This is a genomic window from Anaerocolumna aminovalerica, from assembly GCF_900115365.1.
In the GTDB taxonomy this organism is placed as follows: Bacteria; Bacillota; Clostridia; order Lachnospirales; family Lachnospiraceae; genus Anaerocolumna; species Anaerocolumna aminovalerica.
In genome coordinates, this window is sequence record NZ_FOWD01000033.1 from 1 (window position 1) to 17,067 (window position 17,067).

The 17,067-nt window shown below is 33.7% G+C and carries 11 protein-coding genes; 9 read left to right on the plus strand and 2 right to left on the minus strand.

The window, feature by feature from the left end; translation table 11 throughout:
• Window positions 1-174: 174 nt before the first annotated feature.
• The 8 genes from BM183_RS15520 (at window position 175) to BM183_RS15555 (ending at window position 13,910) form a co-directional block, all read left to right on the plus strand.
• The gene (locus BM183_RS15520) at window positions 175-1,560 is read left to right on the plus strand and encodes an MATE family efflux transporter (RefSeq protein WP_091687790.1); all 1,386 of its coding nucleotides are present in this window, start codon (window positions 175-177) and stop codon (window positions 1,558-1,560) included.
• Between the two features lie 257 nt (window positions 1,561-1,817).
• On the plus strand, window positions 1,818-3,905 hold the full coding sequence (locus tag BM183_RS15525; RefSeq protein WP_091687791.1) for a polyribonucleotide nucleotidyltransferase: 2,088 nt from the start codon (window positions 1,818-1,820) through the stop codon (window positions 3,903-3,905).
• A gap of 273 nt (window positions 3,906-4,178) precedes the next feature.
• Window positions 4,179-4,583 (plus strand): hypothetical protein, encoded by a 405-nt coding sequence (locus tag BM183_RS15530; protein ID WP_091687792.1) that lies wholly within the window; start codon window positions 4,179-4,181, stop codon window positions 4,581-4,583.
• Between the two features lie 229 nt (window positions 4,584-4,812).
• Complete coding sequence (locus BM183_RS15535) at window positions 4,813-7,614, plus strand: glycoside hydrolase family 3 protein (RefSeq protein ID WP_091687793.1); 2,802 nt, start codon at window positions 4,813-4,815, stop codon at window positions 7,612-7,614.
• A 263-nt stretch (window positions 7,615-7,877) separates the two neighbouring features.
• On the plus strand, window positions 7,878-9,056 hold the full coding sequence (locus BM183_RS15540; RefSeq protein ID WP_091687794.1) for a DNA glycosylase AlkZ-like family protein: 1,179 nt from the start codon (window positions 7,878-7,880) through the stop codon (window positions 9,054-9,056).
• A 390-nt stretch (window positions 9,057-9,446) separates the two neighbouring features.
• Window positions 9,447-10,784, plus strand: coding sequence for an enhanced serine sensitivity protein SseB (locus BM183_RS15545; RefSeq protein WP_170848042.1), 1,338 nt, complete (start codon window positions 9,447-9,449; stop codon window positions 10,782-10,784).
• Between the two features lie 218 nt (window positions 10,785-11,002).
• Window positions 11,003-12,844, plus strand: a complete 1,842-nt coding sequence (locus tag BM183_RS15550; protein ID WP_091687796.1) for a serine hydrolase domain-containing protein — start codon at window positions 11,003-11,005, stop codon at window positions 12,842-12,844.
• A 199-nt stretch (window positions 12,845-13,043) separates the two neighbouring features.
• The gene (locus BM183_RS15555; RefSeq protein WP_091687797.1) at window positions 13,044-13,910 is read left to right on the plus strand and encodes a GNAT family N-acetyltransferase; all 867 of its coding nucleotides are present in this window, start codon (window positions 13,044-13,046) and stop codon (window positions 13,908-13,910) included.
• Between the two features lie 588 nt (window positions 13,911-14,498).
• Here BM183_RS15555 and BM183_RS15565 read toward each other — a convergent pair.
• Entirely contained in the window at window positions 14,499-14,699 is a 201-nt protein-coding gene (locus BM183_RS15565) for a hypothetical protein (RefSeq protein ID WP_091687798.1), read from the minus strand.
• Between the two features lie 292 nt (window positions 14,700-14,991).
• Window positions 14,992-15,648: a TetR/AcrR family transcriptional regulator gene (locus BM183_RS15570; protein WP_091687799.1), complete on the minus strand. Its 657-nt coding sequence runs from the start codon at window positions 15,646-15,648 to the stop codon at window positions 14,992-14,994.
• 180 nt (window positions 15,649-15,828) lie between these two features.
• Here BM183_RS15570 and BM183_RS15575 point away from each other — a divergent pair, with 180 nt between their 5' ends.
• Window positions 15,829-16,878, plus strand: a complete 1,050-nt coding sequence (locus BM183_RS15575) for a DUF3221 domain-containing protein (RefSeq protein ID WP_091687800.1) — start codon at window positions 15,829-15,831, stop codon at window positions 16,876-16,878.
• The last annotated feature ends 189 nt before the right edge of the window (window positions 16,879-17,067 follow it).

Genomic DNA, 17,067 nt, shown 5'->3' on the forward strand with positions numbered 1-17,067 from the left:
GACTGACGCTTGGAGGTTTTTCTTTTATTATAAAATAAAATGTTAGAGTATACGAGTTTTTTCGTACACCCCAACACTTATTATAGAACCATTGTTTGTAACGGCCCTTTCTTAAGTTTTTAATCCAAAATATATGAAATGAAATACTACAATTTATATTAACAGGAGAGTTTTATGGACATACTATACAGAATAAAAAATATATCACAAGACAAGTCCTTTTTGCGGAAAATAGTTGCCATTACAATACCAATTGCAATCCAGAACTTTCTAAATACTACCCTTAATTTTATTGATACCTTAATGATTGGAACTCTTGGTGAAACTACTATTGCAGCAGTGGGTCTTGCCAATAAAGTATTTTTTGTATTCTCGCTATTGCTTTTTGGTATATGCAGCGGTTCTGGTGTTCTGACTGCACAATACTGGGGAAAAAGAGAAGGAGAGAATATCAGAAAAGTGCTGGGAATATCTTTAATATTAGCAATACTGGCTTCCTTACTTTTTACAATTCCCAGTATAATAATTCCTAATGGCGTCATGACCATACTGACAAACAGTGATGAGGCTATAAAGATAGGTGCAGTCTATTTGGCTATTGTTGCTATTAGCTATCCATTTACAGCAATTACCAACGCTTATGTAACCTTATTAAGAGGTATTAATCAAGTTTTTATACCGGTTGTTATTAGTACTATTGCCATACTTACCAATGTGGCATTAAATTATATTCTTATATTTGGAAAGTTTGGTTTCCCGGAACTGGGAGTAGCAGGTGCAGCTATTGCAACGCTGATTGCCAGAATAGTTGAGACAAGTTCCTTACTTATTATTGTTTATGTCAGGAAAGGTCCTGCAGCAGCAAAGATCAGCGAAATGCTCAATTTTAATCGAAATTTTTTAGGAAAGTTCTTTCATACGGTTTCTCCAGTTATTATTAATGAATTTATGTGGGGACTTGGAGTAACTATGTATGCTTTGGTATATGGAAGAATGGGAGATGCCTCCATGGCAGCAGTAACGGTTTCTCAGACAGTGGAACAAATCATGCAGGTAATTTTTATCAGCATAAGCGGTGCCACCGCAGTTATATTAGGAAATGAACTGGGTGCCAATAAATTAGAAGATGCCGATAATCATGCTAAGAATTTCATATTTATCCAAATTACTTTATCTATTCTGGTAGGCATACTCTTTTTCTTTATAAGGGATCCCATTATCAGCTTATTCTATGTATCAGATGAAGTAGCAGGTTACATAAGATTATGCTTTTTAGTATATATTTTATATATGCCATTTAAAATGTTTAATACTATGAATGTTGTTGGAATATTAAGAAGCGGCGGGGATACCAAAGCAGCGTTATTCATAGATGTATCCGGGGTATGGTTTATTGGTATTCCAATGGCTGTAATAGGAGGATTATTATTACATCTACCTATTTTTATAGTATATGCCCTGGTTTTTATGGAAGAAATATACAAATCCATATTAGGGATAATCCGTTATCGTAAGAAGAAATGGCTGAGAAATATCATTTCAACAGATTCCCTATTATAAAATGAAAAATTTAGTAGTAATTTTAATTCCATAGTGCTATAATATCTAAGAATAGGGTCAATTTCCCTATTCTTAGATATATTTGATAGATAAGACGTTGGAGATAATTTCCGAGACTTCTGAAAAGGTTATCGAAGATGAAATCATCTGGACTTATATGGTTAGGTCAAATCATCTATTTTCGGTGAATTTTTCAGTAGTTTCGGCGTCTCCAACATAAAGTTTTTACAAAATTTAATTTATAAGGAGAGCAAAATATGTACAAAAGTTTTTCCATGGAGCTTGCCGGCAGAACCCTTACTGTAGATGTAGGCAGAGTAGCAGCGCAAGCCAATGGTGCTGCATTTATGCATTATGGTGATACGGTAGTATTATCCACTGCAACAGCATCTGATAAACCAAGAGAGGGAATTGATTTCTTCCCATTAAGCGTAGAATACGAAGAAAAGTTATATGCTGTAGGTAAAATACCCGGAGGTTTCATTAAAAGAGAAGGAAAAGCATCTGAGAATGCAATTTTAACTTCCCGTGTTATTGACAGACCAATGAGACCGTTATTCCCTAAGGATTACAGAAATGATGTAACACTGAACAACTTGGTTTTATGTGTTGATCAGGACTGTAGCCCGGAATTAACTGCAATGCTTGGTTCTGCAATTGCAACAGCTATTTCTGATATACCTTTTGACGGGCCAACAGCTTCCACTATGGTAGGAATGGTAGACGGAGAACTGGTATTTAACCCAACCAGTGAACAAAGAGATAAATCAACTCTTAGTTTAACAGTAGCTTCTACAAAAGATAAGGTAATCATGATTGAAGCCGGTGCAGAAGAAATTCCGGAAGATAAAATGATTGAAGCTATCTTTGCAGCACATGAAGTAAATAAACAAGTTATTGAATTTATAGACAAAATTGTTGCTGAATGCGGTAAGCCAAAACATGATTATGTAAGATTCGAAATCCCTCAAGATATGTATAATGATATGGTTTCATTTATTACACCAGAAGCAATGGAAGAGGCTGTATTTACAGACGTAAAACAAGATAGAGAAGAGAACATTAAAGCTATTAAAGAAAAATTAACAGCACGTTATGAAGAAATGAATCCGGATTGGATTTCTCTAATTGAGGAAGCAGTTTATACATTCCAAAAGAAGACCGTTCGTAAAATGATTCTAAAGGATCAGAAACGTCCCGACGGAAGAAAAATGGATCAGATCAGACATTTAGCTGCCGAAGTAGATGTTCTACCAAGAACTCATGGTTCCGCAATGTTTACCCGTGGACAGACTCAGGTTCTTAACATTACTACTTTAGGTGCATTGGCTGAGATTCAAAAATTAGATGGTCTTGATGAAAATGAAACTTCAAAGAGATATATGCATCATTATAATTTTCCATCCTATTCCGTTGGTGAGACAAAACCATCCAGAGGACCGGGAAGACGTGAAATTGGACATGGTGCGTTAGCGGAAAGAGCATTGGTTCCTGTTATTCCATCAGAAGAAGACTTCCCATATGCAATTCGTACCGTATCAGAAGTATTGGAATCCAACGGTTCTACTTCACAAGGAAGTATATGTGCATCCACATTATCCTTAATGGCTGCAGGTGTTCCAATTAAGGCTATGGTAGCAGGTATTTCTGTTGGTCTTGTTACCGGCGAAACGGATGATGATTATGTAATATTAACAGATATTCAAGGCTTGGAAGATTTCTTTGGTGATATGGACTTTAAAGTAGCCGGTACTCACGAAGGTATCACTGCAATCCAAATGGATATTAAGATTCATGGTTTAACCAGAGAAATTATTGAAAAAGCGATATATAGAACCAAAGAAGCAAGATTCTATATCTTAGATGAGATTATGGCACCTTGTATTTCTAAACCTCGTACAGAAGTTGGACCTTACGCACCAAAGATTGAGCAAATCAAAATTGATCCTGCCAAGATTGGTGATGTAGTAGGGCAAAGAGGAAAAACAATCAATGCCATTATCGAGCAGACAGGAGTTAAGATTGATATCTCCGATGAAGGTGCAGTATCCGTATGCGGCGTAGATGCTGATAGTATTAAGAAGGCGATTAAAATGATAAACACCATTGTAACAGACTTTGAAGAAGGTCAGATCTTTGAAGGTAAGGTAATAAGTATTAAAGAATTTGGTGCTTTCATTGAGTTTGCTCCTGGTAAAGAAGGTATGGTTCATATCTCTAAGATATCCAAAGAGAGAATTGAACGTGTGGAAGATGTTCTTACCCTTGGAGATATCGTTAAAGTTGTATGTCTTGGTAAAGACAAGATGGGCAGAATCAGCTTTAGTATTAAGGATGTAAAATAATTATTTCTATAGACATTTTAATCTATTTGAGAATTCGGTAGTATTACTACTGAATTCTCAATTTTTTGGCTTGATTCCTATGAAGGGTATGTAAATTTTGCCCATGTTTATATATATCCTTACATAGAATGAATGTATGGTAATATTATCTCATATTTTAAAAATTATCCATTCTTTTACTATTGACTATTTACAAATATTTTAGCTATGGTATTATATGTTTATAAAGGATCAATAATGTAATAATATAAGATTTAATAGGGAGGGCTATTAATGAAAAAAAAAGCAATAACATCTGATTCAGTCTACGCTATAATTTCTTTAATAAGTTTGATTTATATAAATTATTATCAAAATGCATTATATTACAAACCAACAGCGAAACATTCTATTCTTTTCGATAAAATTTATGAATATATTGCGACTCCTTGTTTCTATTTTTTTATTACTGCATTTATAACTGCTATACTTTTGAATATTGTTAATATTAATATGTCAAAGACATTACGCAAAGTATTAACATATGTTGTTGGTTTAGCTTCAATTCTATATATTGTATTTATAATAGTTAGTTCAATAAAAGTAATAAATCTTTCTCCTATTGGTTTCAACCATATTTATTCTGTTATTTTTATTATTTTAGGTTGTTTGTTCGCTCTTGCTTCTCATAAAAATTGAAATTTCAGAAAAAGATGGTGGCGTTTATGTTGTAATTACATATAAAAAATTATAGCGGTATTTAAATATTTGGACTAAAAAGCATAATTAATATTTTTATATTATAAATGAGGCTATATTTATTGGAAGAAATAAGATTCTATATTTATTAGAATATGGAAAGCATATAGAACCTATAGATTAGTTTACAAATCTACAGGTTCAATTTATATATAACAGGAGGAAAGACATGGCTGATAAACAAACAATCGGAATCCCATTAAAGGGTTTTGCTGAATTTTCAAGAAAAGTTGCCGCAGAAGGAGCTGTTTTATTAAAAAACGATGGACAGATACTTCCCCTTCAAAAAGGAGATTCCATCTCCATATTCGGCAGAACACAGATCAACTATTATAGAAGCGGTACCGGTTCAGGCGGCGCTGTACATGTGGCATATACGACCAACCTTTTAGATGGACTCCGTTCCAAAAAGTTAATATCTGTGAATGAGGAGCTGGCATCTGTTTATGAAACATGGCTGGAAGAAAATCCTTTTGACAATGGCGGAGGTGCATGGGCAGCCGAGCCCTGGAATCAAAAAGAAATGCCTTTAACAGAGAAAGCCGTATCTACAGCTGGTGTTAAATCAAATAAAGCGGTTGTTGTAATCGGACGTACGGCGGGAGAGGATAAAGATAATGAAGATGCTCCCGGCAGTTATCAATTAACAGAAGATGAAAAGAATATGTTAAACATAGTTGCAAACTATTTTGAAAAGGTGATTGTTGTCCTGAATGTTCCCGGAATCATAGATTTAAGCTGGATAAATGATAATACATATAAAAATCGCATACAAGGTGTCCTTTATGCTTGGCAGGGCGGTATGGAGGGAGGTAATGCCATTGCAGACGTATTAGCAGGGGATGTTACACCAAGCGGAAAGTTACCCGATACCATTGCCTGTTCCTTGAAAGATTATCCTTCCTCTAACAATTATGGAGGAGAGGTAAGAAACTATTACCAGGAAGATATCTATGTAGGATACCGTTATTTTGAAACCTTTTGCCCGGAAAAGGTTCAGTATGAATTTGGATATGGTCTATCATACACAGAATTTAAGATAGTACCTAAGAAAGTATTGGTTAATGATAATGAAGGTAAAAAACAAATAGAAATTGCTGTTGAAGTGATAAACACAGGAAATACCTATGCCGGTAAAGAAGTAGTTCAGGTTTATTTTGAAGCACCACAGGGAAGCCTTGGAAAGCCAAAAAGGGAGTTAGTAGCTTTTGATAAGACAAAAACTCTGCAGCCGGGGGAATCACAAACTTTGACACTTTCCTTTTTAATAAATGATATGGCTTCTTATGATGATAGTGGAATAACAGGACATAAATCTTGTTACGTTTTAGAAGAAGGTGCATACAAAATATACATGGGAAATAGTGTACGGAATACAGTAAAACTGAATGTACAGGATAAAGATGCATATTATGTAGACAAACTTATAGTGGCAGAAAAATTAGAAGAAGCGATGGCTCCAACAGAAAGTTTTACAAGAATAAAACCGGGAGAGCAGAAGACAGATGGCACCTATGAAATAACCTTTGAAGATGTTCCGAAACAAACCATATCTTTAAAGGAACGAATAAAAAATAATATGCCGGAAAGTATGAAGCAGACAGGAAACCGCGGTATTTCTTTAAGGGATGTATATGAGAATAAGGCTTCCATGGAAGAATTTATTGCGCAATTATCTGATGAGGAACTGGCAGCTATAGTAAGGGGTGAAGGCATGAGCAGCCCTAAAGTTACCCCTGGAACCGCCTCTGCTTTTGGGGGTATTACCGACAGCTTATATGCATATGGTATCCCGGTTGCCTGTTCTTCTGACGGACCTTCCGGTATCCGGATGGACAGCGGTCATAAAGCAACTCAGGTTCCAATAGGAACATTATTGGCTGCCACCTGGAATAAGAGTTTGGTGGAAGAGTTATACATAATGGAAGGAATGGAACTGTTAAGCAATAATATTGATACTTTATTAGGTCCCGGGCTTAATATTCACCGAAATCCGCTAAATGGCCGAAACTTTGAATATTTCTCAGAAGATCCCTATCTTTCAGGTGTCTTTGCCACCGCTATTGTCCGCGGTATTATGAGAGGGGGTTCCAATGGAACACTAAAACATTTTGCTTGTAATAATCAAGAGAAAGCAAGATCCTTTGTAGATGCGGTGGTATCAGAGCGGGCACTGAGAGAAGTATATCTAAAAGGTTTCGAAATGGCAGTAAAAGAAGGCAAGGCCAACTCTGTTATGTCATCCTATAATCCAATTAACGGACATTGGGCTGCGTCAAATTATGACTTAAACACAACCATACTTCGAAAAGAATGGGGATTTCAAGGCATTGTCATGACTGACTGGTGGGCTAAAATGAATGACGTAGTAAATGGGGGACCGGCAGATAAAAAATATACTAATTTCATGGTACGGGCACAAAATGACCTCTATATGGTGATAGACAACAATGGAGCAGAAATCAATGCTGCAGATGATAATACAATGGACTCTCTGGAAAATGGTTCTTTAACAATAGGAGAGTTACAAAGGAATGCAATGAATATTTGTAACTTTTTAATGCAGACGCCTGCCTTTTCCAGAGGTCAGGATAGAAAAGAAGAAATAAAGAAATATAAAGCTTCCCAAGAGATTCAATCCGGTTATAAGATGGAACAGACGCTGGAGTTATCCCTTAGCTTAACGTTGAAGCCAAATGGAACTAAAGCAGAGAGAATTAAAGTTGTAAAAGGGGGAATTTATCGAATAGTAGCAAATATCCGCTCTATGGGTACTAACCTGGCACAAACTGCCAGCAATCTTTTGCTAAATGATGAATTCGTAATAACGATTCAGACCAATGGAACAGAGGGAAGATGGTTTAAACAGAACCTTATAAAAATAGAACTGGAAGAAGGTATCTATGAACTGAAAGTAGAATCCGTCAAACCGGGAATGGAGATTGAATGGATAGAACTTTGTAGAATATAATACTTAATCATTCTGTTTGAGAGCGTAAAATGAGTTTTGTCATTCTACGTTCTCATTTTTTTACCATACCCTAGACTTTGGTTCTGTATTTTTAAATTATTTTGTTGACATAAGTCTAATAAAATGGTAGTAATTAGTAATTGTCTAGTGTATAATATCTTTAAATTACCTGATTAATAATTGGTAAAATTATGTTTTTAAATCCAAAACCCTGATAGCAGTGAAGGTAATTTTAATTATATAACAATAGGAGTAGTAGCGGCATGATCCATATATCAAAAGAGGAAGCAAGAAATTATTTGGTTCGTTATCACAATTTAGACGGAATTGAGGACTTTTACGGTGAAGAGGGCGTTTTGAAATATTTTAGAAGAGTGGGTTCTATTCAATATGATCCTTTGAATGTTGTTGGCAGAAATCCGGATCTTGTTCTTCAATCAAGAATTAAGGATTATTCTCATGAGATGTTAGGAAGCCTTCTTTATGAAAAACGTTGTTTGCTAGATGGGTGGGACAAGATGATGTCTATTTATTCCAGAGAGGACTGGCCTTTTTTCTCTAGAGTACGAAAAGAAAAAGAAGTACAGATAAAGGAACTGTTGAAAAGACGTAATTCAGTGGAAGCTTTTCAGTTAATTGATGAGATAAGGATTATGTTAAAAGAACAAGGGCCATTACAATCCAACCGCATACCTACTAAAACCACCAATCCCGGGTCCTGGGGGCATAGGAAGCTGTCCAGTGCTGCATTGGACTTTATGTTCCATACAGGAGAACTGGGTATATATAACAAGATAAATACACAAAAGGTTTATGACTTAATAGAGAACTTATTACCACATAACCTTATAGGGGGTGCAGATCCTTTTCAAAGTGATCATGAATTCTGTAAATGGTATGTAAAGAGAAGAATTGGAAGTGTAGGGTTGCTATGGAATAAGAATGGCGGTGGATGGCTTGGAGATTTTATCCAAAAGAAAGAGTTACGGAATGAAATAATAAAGGAATTAATTGAAGAAGGCGAAATCCTGGAAATACAGGTAGAAGGGATAAACGCTGTATTTTATATACGTAAGGAAGATAAAGAATTTTTCAATAATAAGCTGGAATATAGGGAGGCTCGTTTTCTTGCGCCTTTAGACAATATGTTATGGGATCGTGAAATGACAAAGGCTATTTTTGATTTTGACTATAGCTGGGAAGTTTATGTACCGATAAATAAGCGTAAATATGGTTACTATGTTCTGCCGGTTCTTTATAAGAACAGGTTTGTAGCACGCTTTGAACCTGAGATTCATAGAAATAATGATCCTCTTGTCATTAAAAATTGGTGGTGGGAAAACGATATTGAAATTACTGCTGATATGAAGTCAGCTATAGAAAATGAATTTGAGAATTTTTGTAGATATCTACATTGTGAAAGTGTACAAATGAAATTTTAAAAATAAGAGGAGGGAGAAAATGAATCTTAAATATCCCATTAGTATACTATAGAAAAAGAACTACAAATTGATGGTCAATTAAATCCGGGACCATGGGTAAAGCACTCTATTAATGACAGGTTATTACAGCTTTGTGACAGCCTTTCCGATGCAAATTGATTTTGTATAATAGTAAAACGCTTTGTAGATGTTCACCGTAGATATGGTGTAAATAAATATACTATATCTAAATGGAATAAGATTTTTGAGATAAAAGAAGATTTTGAAAGAAGAATGGGCTGTTCCATATATGACCTGCTTCCTAATGTGAAAGAAAATACTTTTGTAGAGTATCCCTTATGGAAGCCGGGAGAATAAAAAGTAGCATTAAAAAGGAATATGGGGGTATTTATGTTATCAAGTGAGAGAAAAAATGAAATTGGAGCTAAGTATATAATTGAAGGAATTGCCTCAAAAAATGATTTGGAAACTCTGAATATTCAAGAGTTGATTTTTTTAATAGATGCAGCGAAACATTTTAAAGAAAAAGAAGCATATGTATTGGATGATTTAGACCATAAGATTGCATTTTACTATGAAGCTGTATTAGATAAAGTTAAAAATGCAGAGGAACTTTATTTAGCTATAAATAAAGCAACCAATTATCCTCATATTGATGACAATGGAAATGGATGGATTTTTTCAAAAAAGAAATATGCAGATGCAGCAAAGGATTATTACCTGCAACAATTTATAATGTTGGATATTATAACTGTTGAAAAAGATAATCTAACTGCGGCATTTGCGGATTTATACCGTTATGGAATAGAACATTTATTGATAGATAACGGTCAGTATTTTTTACACATAAAACGAGAAGAAATTTTGCCTCCACCTGACTGGGGCAATATACCTGATATTCAAATACCCGTTATGAATCCAAAGTTATCCTTTGCCATGCTCCAATTCTTTCAAAACCTATATACACAAAATAATTACCCGGAAAAACAGCAAAATATGCAAATGCTTGAAGATAAGATGCTGGATGAAGTACTTGCAGCTAAGTATGTAATGCCAATGAGACTTCAGGAAAAAGAGCCTTCAGAACCTGATAAAGACGGTATGAAAATTCTTAAGGAGGGTTCTTTGATTCAAGTTCCTAATATTGTAAATCAAACTGATAGTACCGAATGGCTTCCGGCATTTACAGACTGGGAAGAATTTCAGAAAATGTACTCCAAAGAGGATTGGAGCGGTAATATAGCTACCTATGATGATCTTTTGACTTTTTCTAATAAAGCAGAAGGAATCGTTGTAAATGCGGGTGGAGTTTCCCTAAGAATCAACGAAAAAAATAAACAACTGATTGAAGAATACCGTAAAAGTAAAGATCTATTAAAAGAAGCCTGGGTAACGCCTCATGTTATTAAAAAAGACACACAGGTACTTATAGGAGAGCCTGAGGAAAATACTGTTGAAATGGTAGATACAATGATTCGTTTTATGAAGGCTCATAAGGGTATTAAGAAAGCCTTTCTTCGTAAAATGATAAAAGAAGATGAGGCAAGTTTTTTGGTAATCGTTGATTTCAAAGGAGATAAAGATATTATATTTAAAGGAATAGCAGATGCAGCGATGCCTCATTTAAAGGGTATGTACCTAGACTTCCATGAGTTCGATGAATGGGCTGCGAATACTTGTAAAGAAGTTAAGCCATTTTATAAAAAAGGTTTTTTAGGATTAATATAGATAAAATAAGTGGTGGAGTATATATTATCTATGCCTTCTATAGTGTTTGATAATACTACTTGTACGAAAAGAATTGCTTGACTAATGGCATCATGTATATACCAACAGATTATGTAATATTTATAACATACAAAGAATAGCTTTCGATGCCTAATACTAATATTTCTTTTATTAACTGCTATCAAATACTATAATATAATTATATAAGGAGCGGCACTATGAAAAAATGGATAGGTATCCTTCTTGTTCTAACAATATTTTTTTCAGGTAAGATAACAACATTTGCTGAAGATATAGAAAAACTTCCTTCCGGTTTAAATTACTCTGATTTAGAAGCAGAAATTGATAAATACGTTACTGAACATGAAGAAACAACAAAAGCAGTGTCCGTAGGGGTGTTTGTAAGAGATAAAACGTTGTTGGAGAAATCTTATGGATACACCAATATTGAGGAAGGTATCATTAATGACAGGGAATCAGTTTTTGAATGGGGTTCCTGTTCAAAACTTCTTACTTGGGTAAGCGTGATGCAGCTTGTTGAAAAAGGTGCTATTGATTTGGAGAAAGATATTCGTACTTATCTTCCAGAAGGATTTTTAAGTAAACTAAAATATGATAAGCCTATTACCATGTTAAACCTAATGAATCACAATGCTGGCTGGCAGGAAACTGTAACCGATCTTTTTTTGAAAGATAAGGATGATTTTAAAGGTCTGGGAGAAACACTTAAACTTATAGAACCGGAGCAGGTGAATAAACCGGGGGCTGTAGTTGCCTATTCTAATTGGGGATCAGCGCTGGCTGGTTATATTGTTGAGCGTGTTTCAGGTCAGTCTTTCAGTGAATATGTTCATGATAATATATTCCGGCCTCTTGGAATGGAGCATACTGCATTAAATCCTGACCTTTCAGATAATGAATGGGTATTGGAACAGCGGATGAAAGAGAAATGCTATACATCTAAAGGAGAATCTCTTGGAACCAGTTTTTATTATATATCACTTTATCCGGCAGGCATGGCAACCGGAACAATTGAGGATTTTATGAAATTCGCCAGTGCTTTCGTGCCTAAGGCGGGTAATACTTCAAAATTATTTCAGTCAAATGATACTTTGAATGCAATGTTATCACCGTCACTATATTATTCAGATGGAACAAGGGGGAGAAATTGCCACGGTTTTTGGACGGATGAACTAGGCGTTACTGTTCTATGGCATAATGGAGCAACAGTGGGCAGCTCCTCTTGGTTTGCATTTGACCCTATATCTGGCACGGGAATTGTAATACTTACCAACCAGAGCGGTGAATCCATATATAATAGCGGATTGCTACCTTTTGTATTCGGTAATAACAATGTAAAGCAGAATGCAGAAAACGTACAGGATATTTCAGGTATGTATATAAATTCCAGAAGTTGTTTCAAAGGCTACGCTAAACTATACAGCTTATTTTCCATTATAGAACTGAAAAAGAACGAGGATGGTGGATATACCATAACTGGTATGAATGGAACAGTTATGCATACTGGCCATAAATCCTATCTGATGGATATGGGCGGCCGCAAACAATTCATAATTTACTCCGATACGGATGCAGATGGACGGACTGTTTTACAGTGGCCAGGTTCCGATTATGTTGAGATTAATGGTTACGGAGTACTGGGAAGATTTGCTTTGCTTATATTACTTGTTATAGCTGCATTATATTGTCTTATTGGGTTTCTTATCAGGATGGTTTCATATTTTAGAAACAAAAAATTTAATAAGACAGATGGCTATGATATTATTTTATATTTATCAGTAATAACTGTGATGTCCCTTTTTGTATACATAGCAATTACGTTATTTGGATCTTATTCAGTTTCATTTAAATCCATACAATGGTGCTTTATAGTTATTGGGATTTTATCTTTAATTCCAATAGCTTACGCCGTTAATCTTGCAATAAGATGGAAAAGCATATGCAGCACAAAAAGAAACAAGTTAAAACTAATTAATTGTATTATTGGATTAATTATGACTTATAACGTATTTTTCTGGGAAGCTTATAAGTTCTGGTGATACATGTTATGATCACATATATGGATTATCAATCAGCACATACTTAATTATAGAAGTTAAATAATATTATTGAGACATCAAAATGCAAATGAATTATAAGTAGTATTTTTATACAAGCTATAATCAAGTCACAGAGCTCTCTATATAACAATAGGTTAACCGAATAAGTACATATTTTACCTAATAGGAGGAATTTATTTTGCAGTATAAATATATTACAAACTATAAAAATAACGATATATTACGTAAGAGTTTTAATGAATTAACGGAAAAAACATATTCATTTAATTTTGTAGAATGGTTTCAAAATGGTTTTTGGGATGAGAATTACATTCCATACTCTTTGGCTGATGGTGAAAAAATAATAGCAAATGTTTCGGTAAACAAAATGGATTTCATGCTGGATGGAGCAGAAAAGCGTTACATACAAATTGGAACCGTTATGACGGATAAGGCATATGGTGGTCAGGGGCTAAGCCGTTACCTTATGGAAAAGGTGATAGAGGAATATGTAAATAAGGTGGATGGAATTTATCTTTTCGCCAATGATCAGGTACTTAACTTTTATCCGAAGTTTGGATTTATTAAAAAAAAGGAATATCAATATAGTAAACTAGTTGATGTTAAAAATGATAAACAAATATTACATATTAACATGACAGATAGCATAAATCGGATTAAGTTTCTGGAAACAGCTAAAAACTGTGCGAATAACGAAAGATTTTCAATGCATAATTTTGGTCTGATCGCATTTATAACTACAGGACCAATGATAAATAATATATATTATTGCCCGGTTGAAGATGCATATGTAGTTGCTGATATAAAAGAAGGGGAACTATTGATTCATCAGATTATATCTTTACATAGGGTTAATCTAGATAGTATAATAAATTCATTTGGCAACACTATTGGTAAGGTATACTTAGGTTTTACACCCTATGATTCCGAGGGTTATGAAATAAATGAATATTATGAAGAAGATTGCACGTTATTCTGTTTGGGAAAAGATTTCGAGAATATAGATAAAAGAAAATTGATGTTTCCCACATTATCACATGCATAGAAAATATCTTTAATTTTTTAAGATTTCTATTTTATAAAACCTCATTGGGATTGCCCATTCGTTCCACCGGTGAAAACCCGGAATCCGTCTATGTTGCCGGGTATAAACGTTAATAAAGTAAGGTTCTTAGTTGTTTTACTAGCCGGAATTTTAGGAGGTTTGGCCAGGGGCTTTCTACTCTGTAGGATATTTAGGTATGTTTACCAATAATATTATTAATGGACGGGGTTGGATTCATTTGCAATCTGTTTCCTTGGTAACTGGAATCCAAAGGGAGCCGTAATTGGTACTGTAGTATTCGGAAGCATTATCAATTTATATACAGTCTATTAGCGGGCGGAAGTTACTTTCCAAATGAGTTATTTATTGCATGCCATATATCTTAATATTATACTAACCGTTGCAAGAAAGAACTTTAATGTTCCTGCAAAACTAGGTAATCCTTATAGTAAAGAGAATTAGACTCTTAAAAATCTGTATTTGCAGGAATGGTTTAAAAAATCATTCATGAGCTGTTGTATTACGCTTAGTTAGTTTTACAACAGCTCATTTCTAAGTTTCCCAATTATTTGGGAATTCTTACAAGATTTAATTCATTCTTTTTAAGTTAATAATATTTGAGAAAACACTGGTAACTCCAGCTAAACAACTTCCTATTCCCCACTTGCGGCCCAATAAAATACCAATAGTACCAGTAATTATAAGGAGTGTACCAACTGTCATTCCAATTTTTGAACCTATTCTTGATATTTTTTTTGAAGGATGTGTCAATTTTTTTGCCCTATCCATAGATTTGCTCAGAGTCTCTTGAGACATTTTTTTGTAGCATCTATTATTTTATCATTGTAATTAATCATTATATTACCTCCTTTTTTTTATTTTGTCATACATTTCATCATAGAAACCACATTCAACCACGAATATATCCACTGATTTTATTTCTTTTACCCATTACTTAAAATCAAACATAACTCACCTCCTTAATACCGACCGACGGTATGTATACAGGCAAAAATAATATTCTTTAATTCTTAATGAAATTATATAGGATTAATAATTAAAGAATATAGTATCATCTATTTTATTTGCTGCGAAAAACACTAATGTCCTTATAACTGCTAATAATTTTATTTATTAGTTCATCACCTACAATATCAATACCTAATTGCTTCATGATTTGTTGTAACGCTCTTAAACGTTTTTCTGTTTCATCGAGTTCACGGTTAAATAAAACTGGATTTATCCATATATTTAGTAATAGCATAAATATTTCAGCACATTCAATTGGGTAGTCCGTTTCAATAGAGCCATCTAAAACACCTTCCATAAATAACTTGGACATAAAGCTGGCATCATCATTTACGGTACCTTGTAGACCTGCAACAACAAATTGAGGATTTTTAATTTGTGAACAAAGGATAATATCAATAGCATGAATTTCTGTATCAGCAGCTATTTCATTTAAGATTTTTTTGATTTTTTCTTTTGTGTTTTCACCTTTTGTATTTTGTACTAAGTTATCTAACATTTCTCTTGCATAAATGGAACGTCTGTTGATAACAGCTTCCAGTATTTCTTCCTTGGATTTAAAGTGATGATAGATAGCTCCTTTTGACATTTTTAGTTTATCAATAATATCTTGTATAGTAGTTTTTTCGTAGCCATTTTCAATAAACAAAGTAGTAGAGATATTAAGGATTTGCTCAATTGTTTGTTCAGGATATTTGTTTCGTGACATGATAACCTCCTCATATACCGACCGTTGGTATGTATATATTAGCATTTATACTATAGAATGTCAAAAGATATTTTCAACTATTCAGCGTTAAGTTTTTGTTTCGAATACCTAAAAATGTGGAACTTTTAAATATTCCAATCGTCTAATAATAAAGAGATAAGAAACGGAAGGAGGATCTTAATGAACAGAAAGATATACTTTTATGTATTTATATTACTTTTCAGCGGAATATTAGCCGGATGTGCTAAGAAAAACTTCTTGGTAGGAGATATGATATCTGGATTTACCAATATAGAAGTAAGGGATGGTACAGCAGGTACGATGATTTCTTTAGATAAGGAACAATCAGAAGAGTTATATAATTATATAAAGAAAATGGAATTTAGAAAAGACAAAGGAAATGGGGAAGTTACAGGATGGCGTTATGCTCTGGATTTTATGGCAGATGGGAAAGTAATTGATACCATCATGATTCAAGACGAATCAACTATTAAATATAGGGATTATTTTTATAAGACAGATGATCTTACTATAGATTTAGATTATATGGCCTCTTTATGCCAATATGTATTTAAGGCAGTAGTTATTGATAACAACAAGGGTCTTTTAGTAAAACCAGATGTGGATTCCAATGAGTTTAGGTCTTCTGATAAAATTAGTGTGGGAACTAACAGTACAATTATATATGATGAGGATAAAAAGAAAGTAGATTTAAGTGAGATTCAGATTGGAGATAGTATTAAAATCACTTATAATGGCCTTATATTAGAATCCTATCCTGCCCAGATAGCGGCCGACTATATCAATATTCTTGAATCTAATTTATTAATAGATGGATATATTACTATAATAGATGATATTTACAAAGATGATAGTGGATTAAACAGTGATATAAACATGATTGCCCTCAATTTATACGAAACAAAAATTCTTTCTGAAGCGGATAAGGAAATCTTATTGATAAAGCTATTTGATATGTATGGGCTGGAAGTAAAGGAAAGTACTTTTGATCAATTAGTGAAAGAGGGGCTTATTAATAAAGATGAACTTTATTTTCCTAAAGGTATCCTTATAAACATCAGCAATTCAGAATATAATGAAGATAAAAAAACACTAAAGTTTGATATTGAAAAATGGAGAAGCGGATTAGGAGCTATTGGTTATAAAGGAAAGGCAAAGTATGACGGAGAAAAATGGATAATAACGAAGGAAAATATGTGGATTAGTTAAAAATTATTGGTTTAATAAATTTTATAATTTAATTTAATATCAGAGAATCGGAGGTCAGTGCAATTCCGATTCTCTATTTTATTGATATAAAATGCATTATCTTATATATATTCATAACAAGTACTTATTTCATAGTTAAAAAATTGTGTGGAAGCATAGTTAGAAATGTGGTATAATCTCTCCTAAAAT

Excerpts from the sequence above, each read along its gene's own strand:
- BM183_RS15565 (WP_091687798.1), bottom strand. The coding sequence starts at position 14,699 with ATGGATAGGGCAAAAAAATTGACACATCCTTCAAAAAAAATATCAAGA.
- BM183_RS15545 (WP_170848042.1), top strand. The coding sequence starts at position 9,447 with ATGTTATCAAGTGAGAGAAAAAATGAAATTGGAGCTAAGTATATAATT.
- BM183_RS15540 (WP_091687794.1), top strand. The coding sequence starts at position 7,878 with ATGATCCATATATCAAAAGAGGAAGCAAGAAATTATTTGGTTCGTTAT.
- BM183_RS15550 (WP_091687796.1), top strand. The coding sequence starts at position 11,003 with ATGAAAAAATGGATAGGTATCCTTCTTGTTCTAACAATATTTTTTTCA.
- BM183_RS15535 (WP_091687793.1), top strand. The coding sequence starts at position 4,813 with ATGGCTGATAAACAAACAATCGGAATCCCATTAAAGGGTTTTGCTGAA.
- BM183_RS15525 (WP_091687791.1), top strand. The coding sequence starts at position 1,818 with ATGTACAAAAGTTTTTCCATGGAGCTTGCCGGCAGAACCCTTACTGTA.
- BM183_RS15530 (WP_091687792.1), top strand. The coding sequence starts at position 4,179 with ATGAAAAAAAAAGCAATAACATCTGATTCAGTCTACGCTATAATTTCT.
- BM183_RS15575 (WP_091687800.1), top strand. The coding sequence starts at position 15,829 with ATGAACAGAAAGATATACTTTTATGTATTTATATTACTTTTCAGCGGA.
- BM183_RS15570 (WP_091687799.1), bottom strand. The coding sequence starts at position 15,648 with ATGTCACGAAACAAATATCCTGAACAAACAATTGAGCAAATCCTTAAT.
- BM183_RS15520 (WP_091687790.1), top strand. The coding sequence starts at position 175 with ATGGACATACTATACAGAATAAAAAATATATCACAAGACAAGTCCTTT.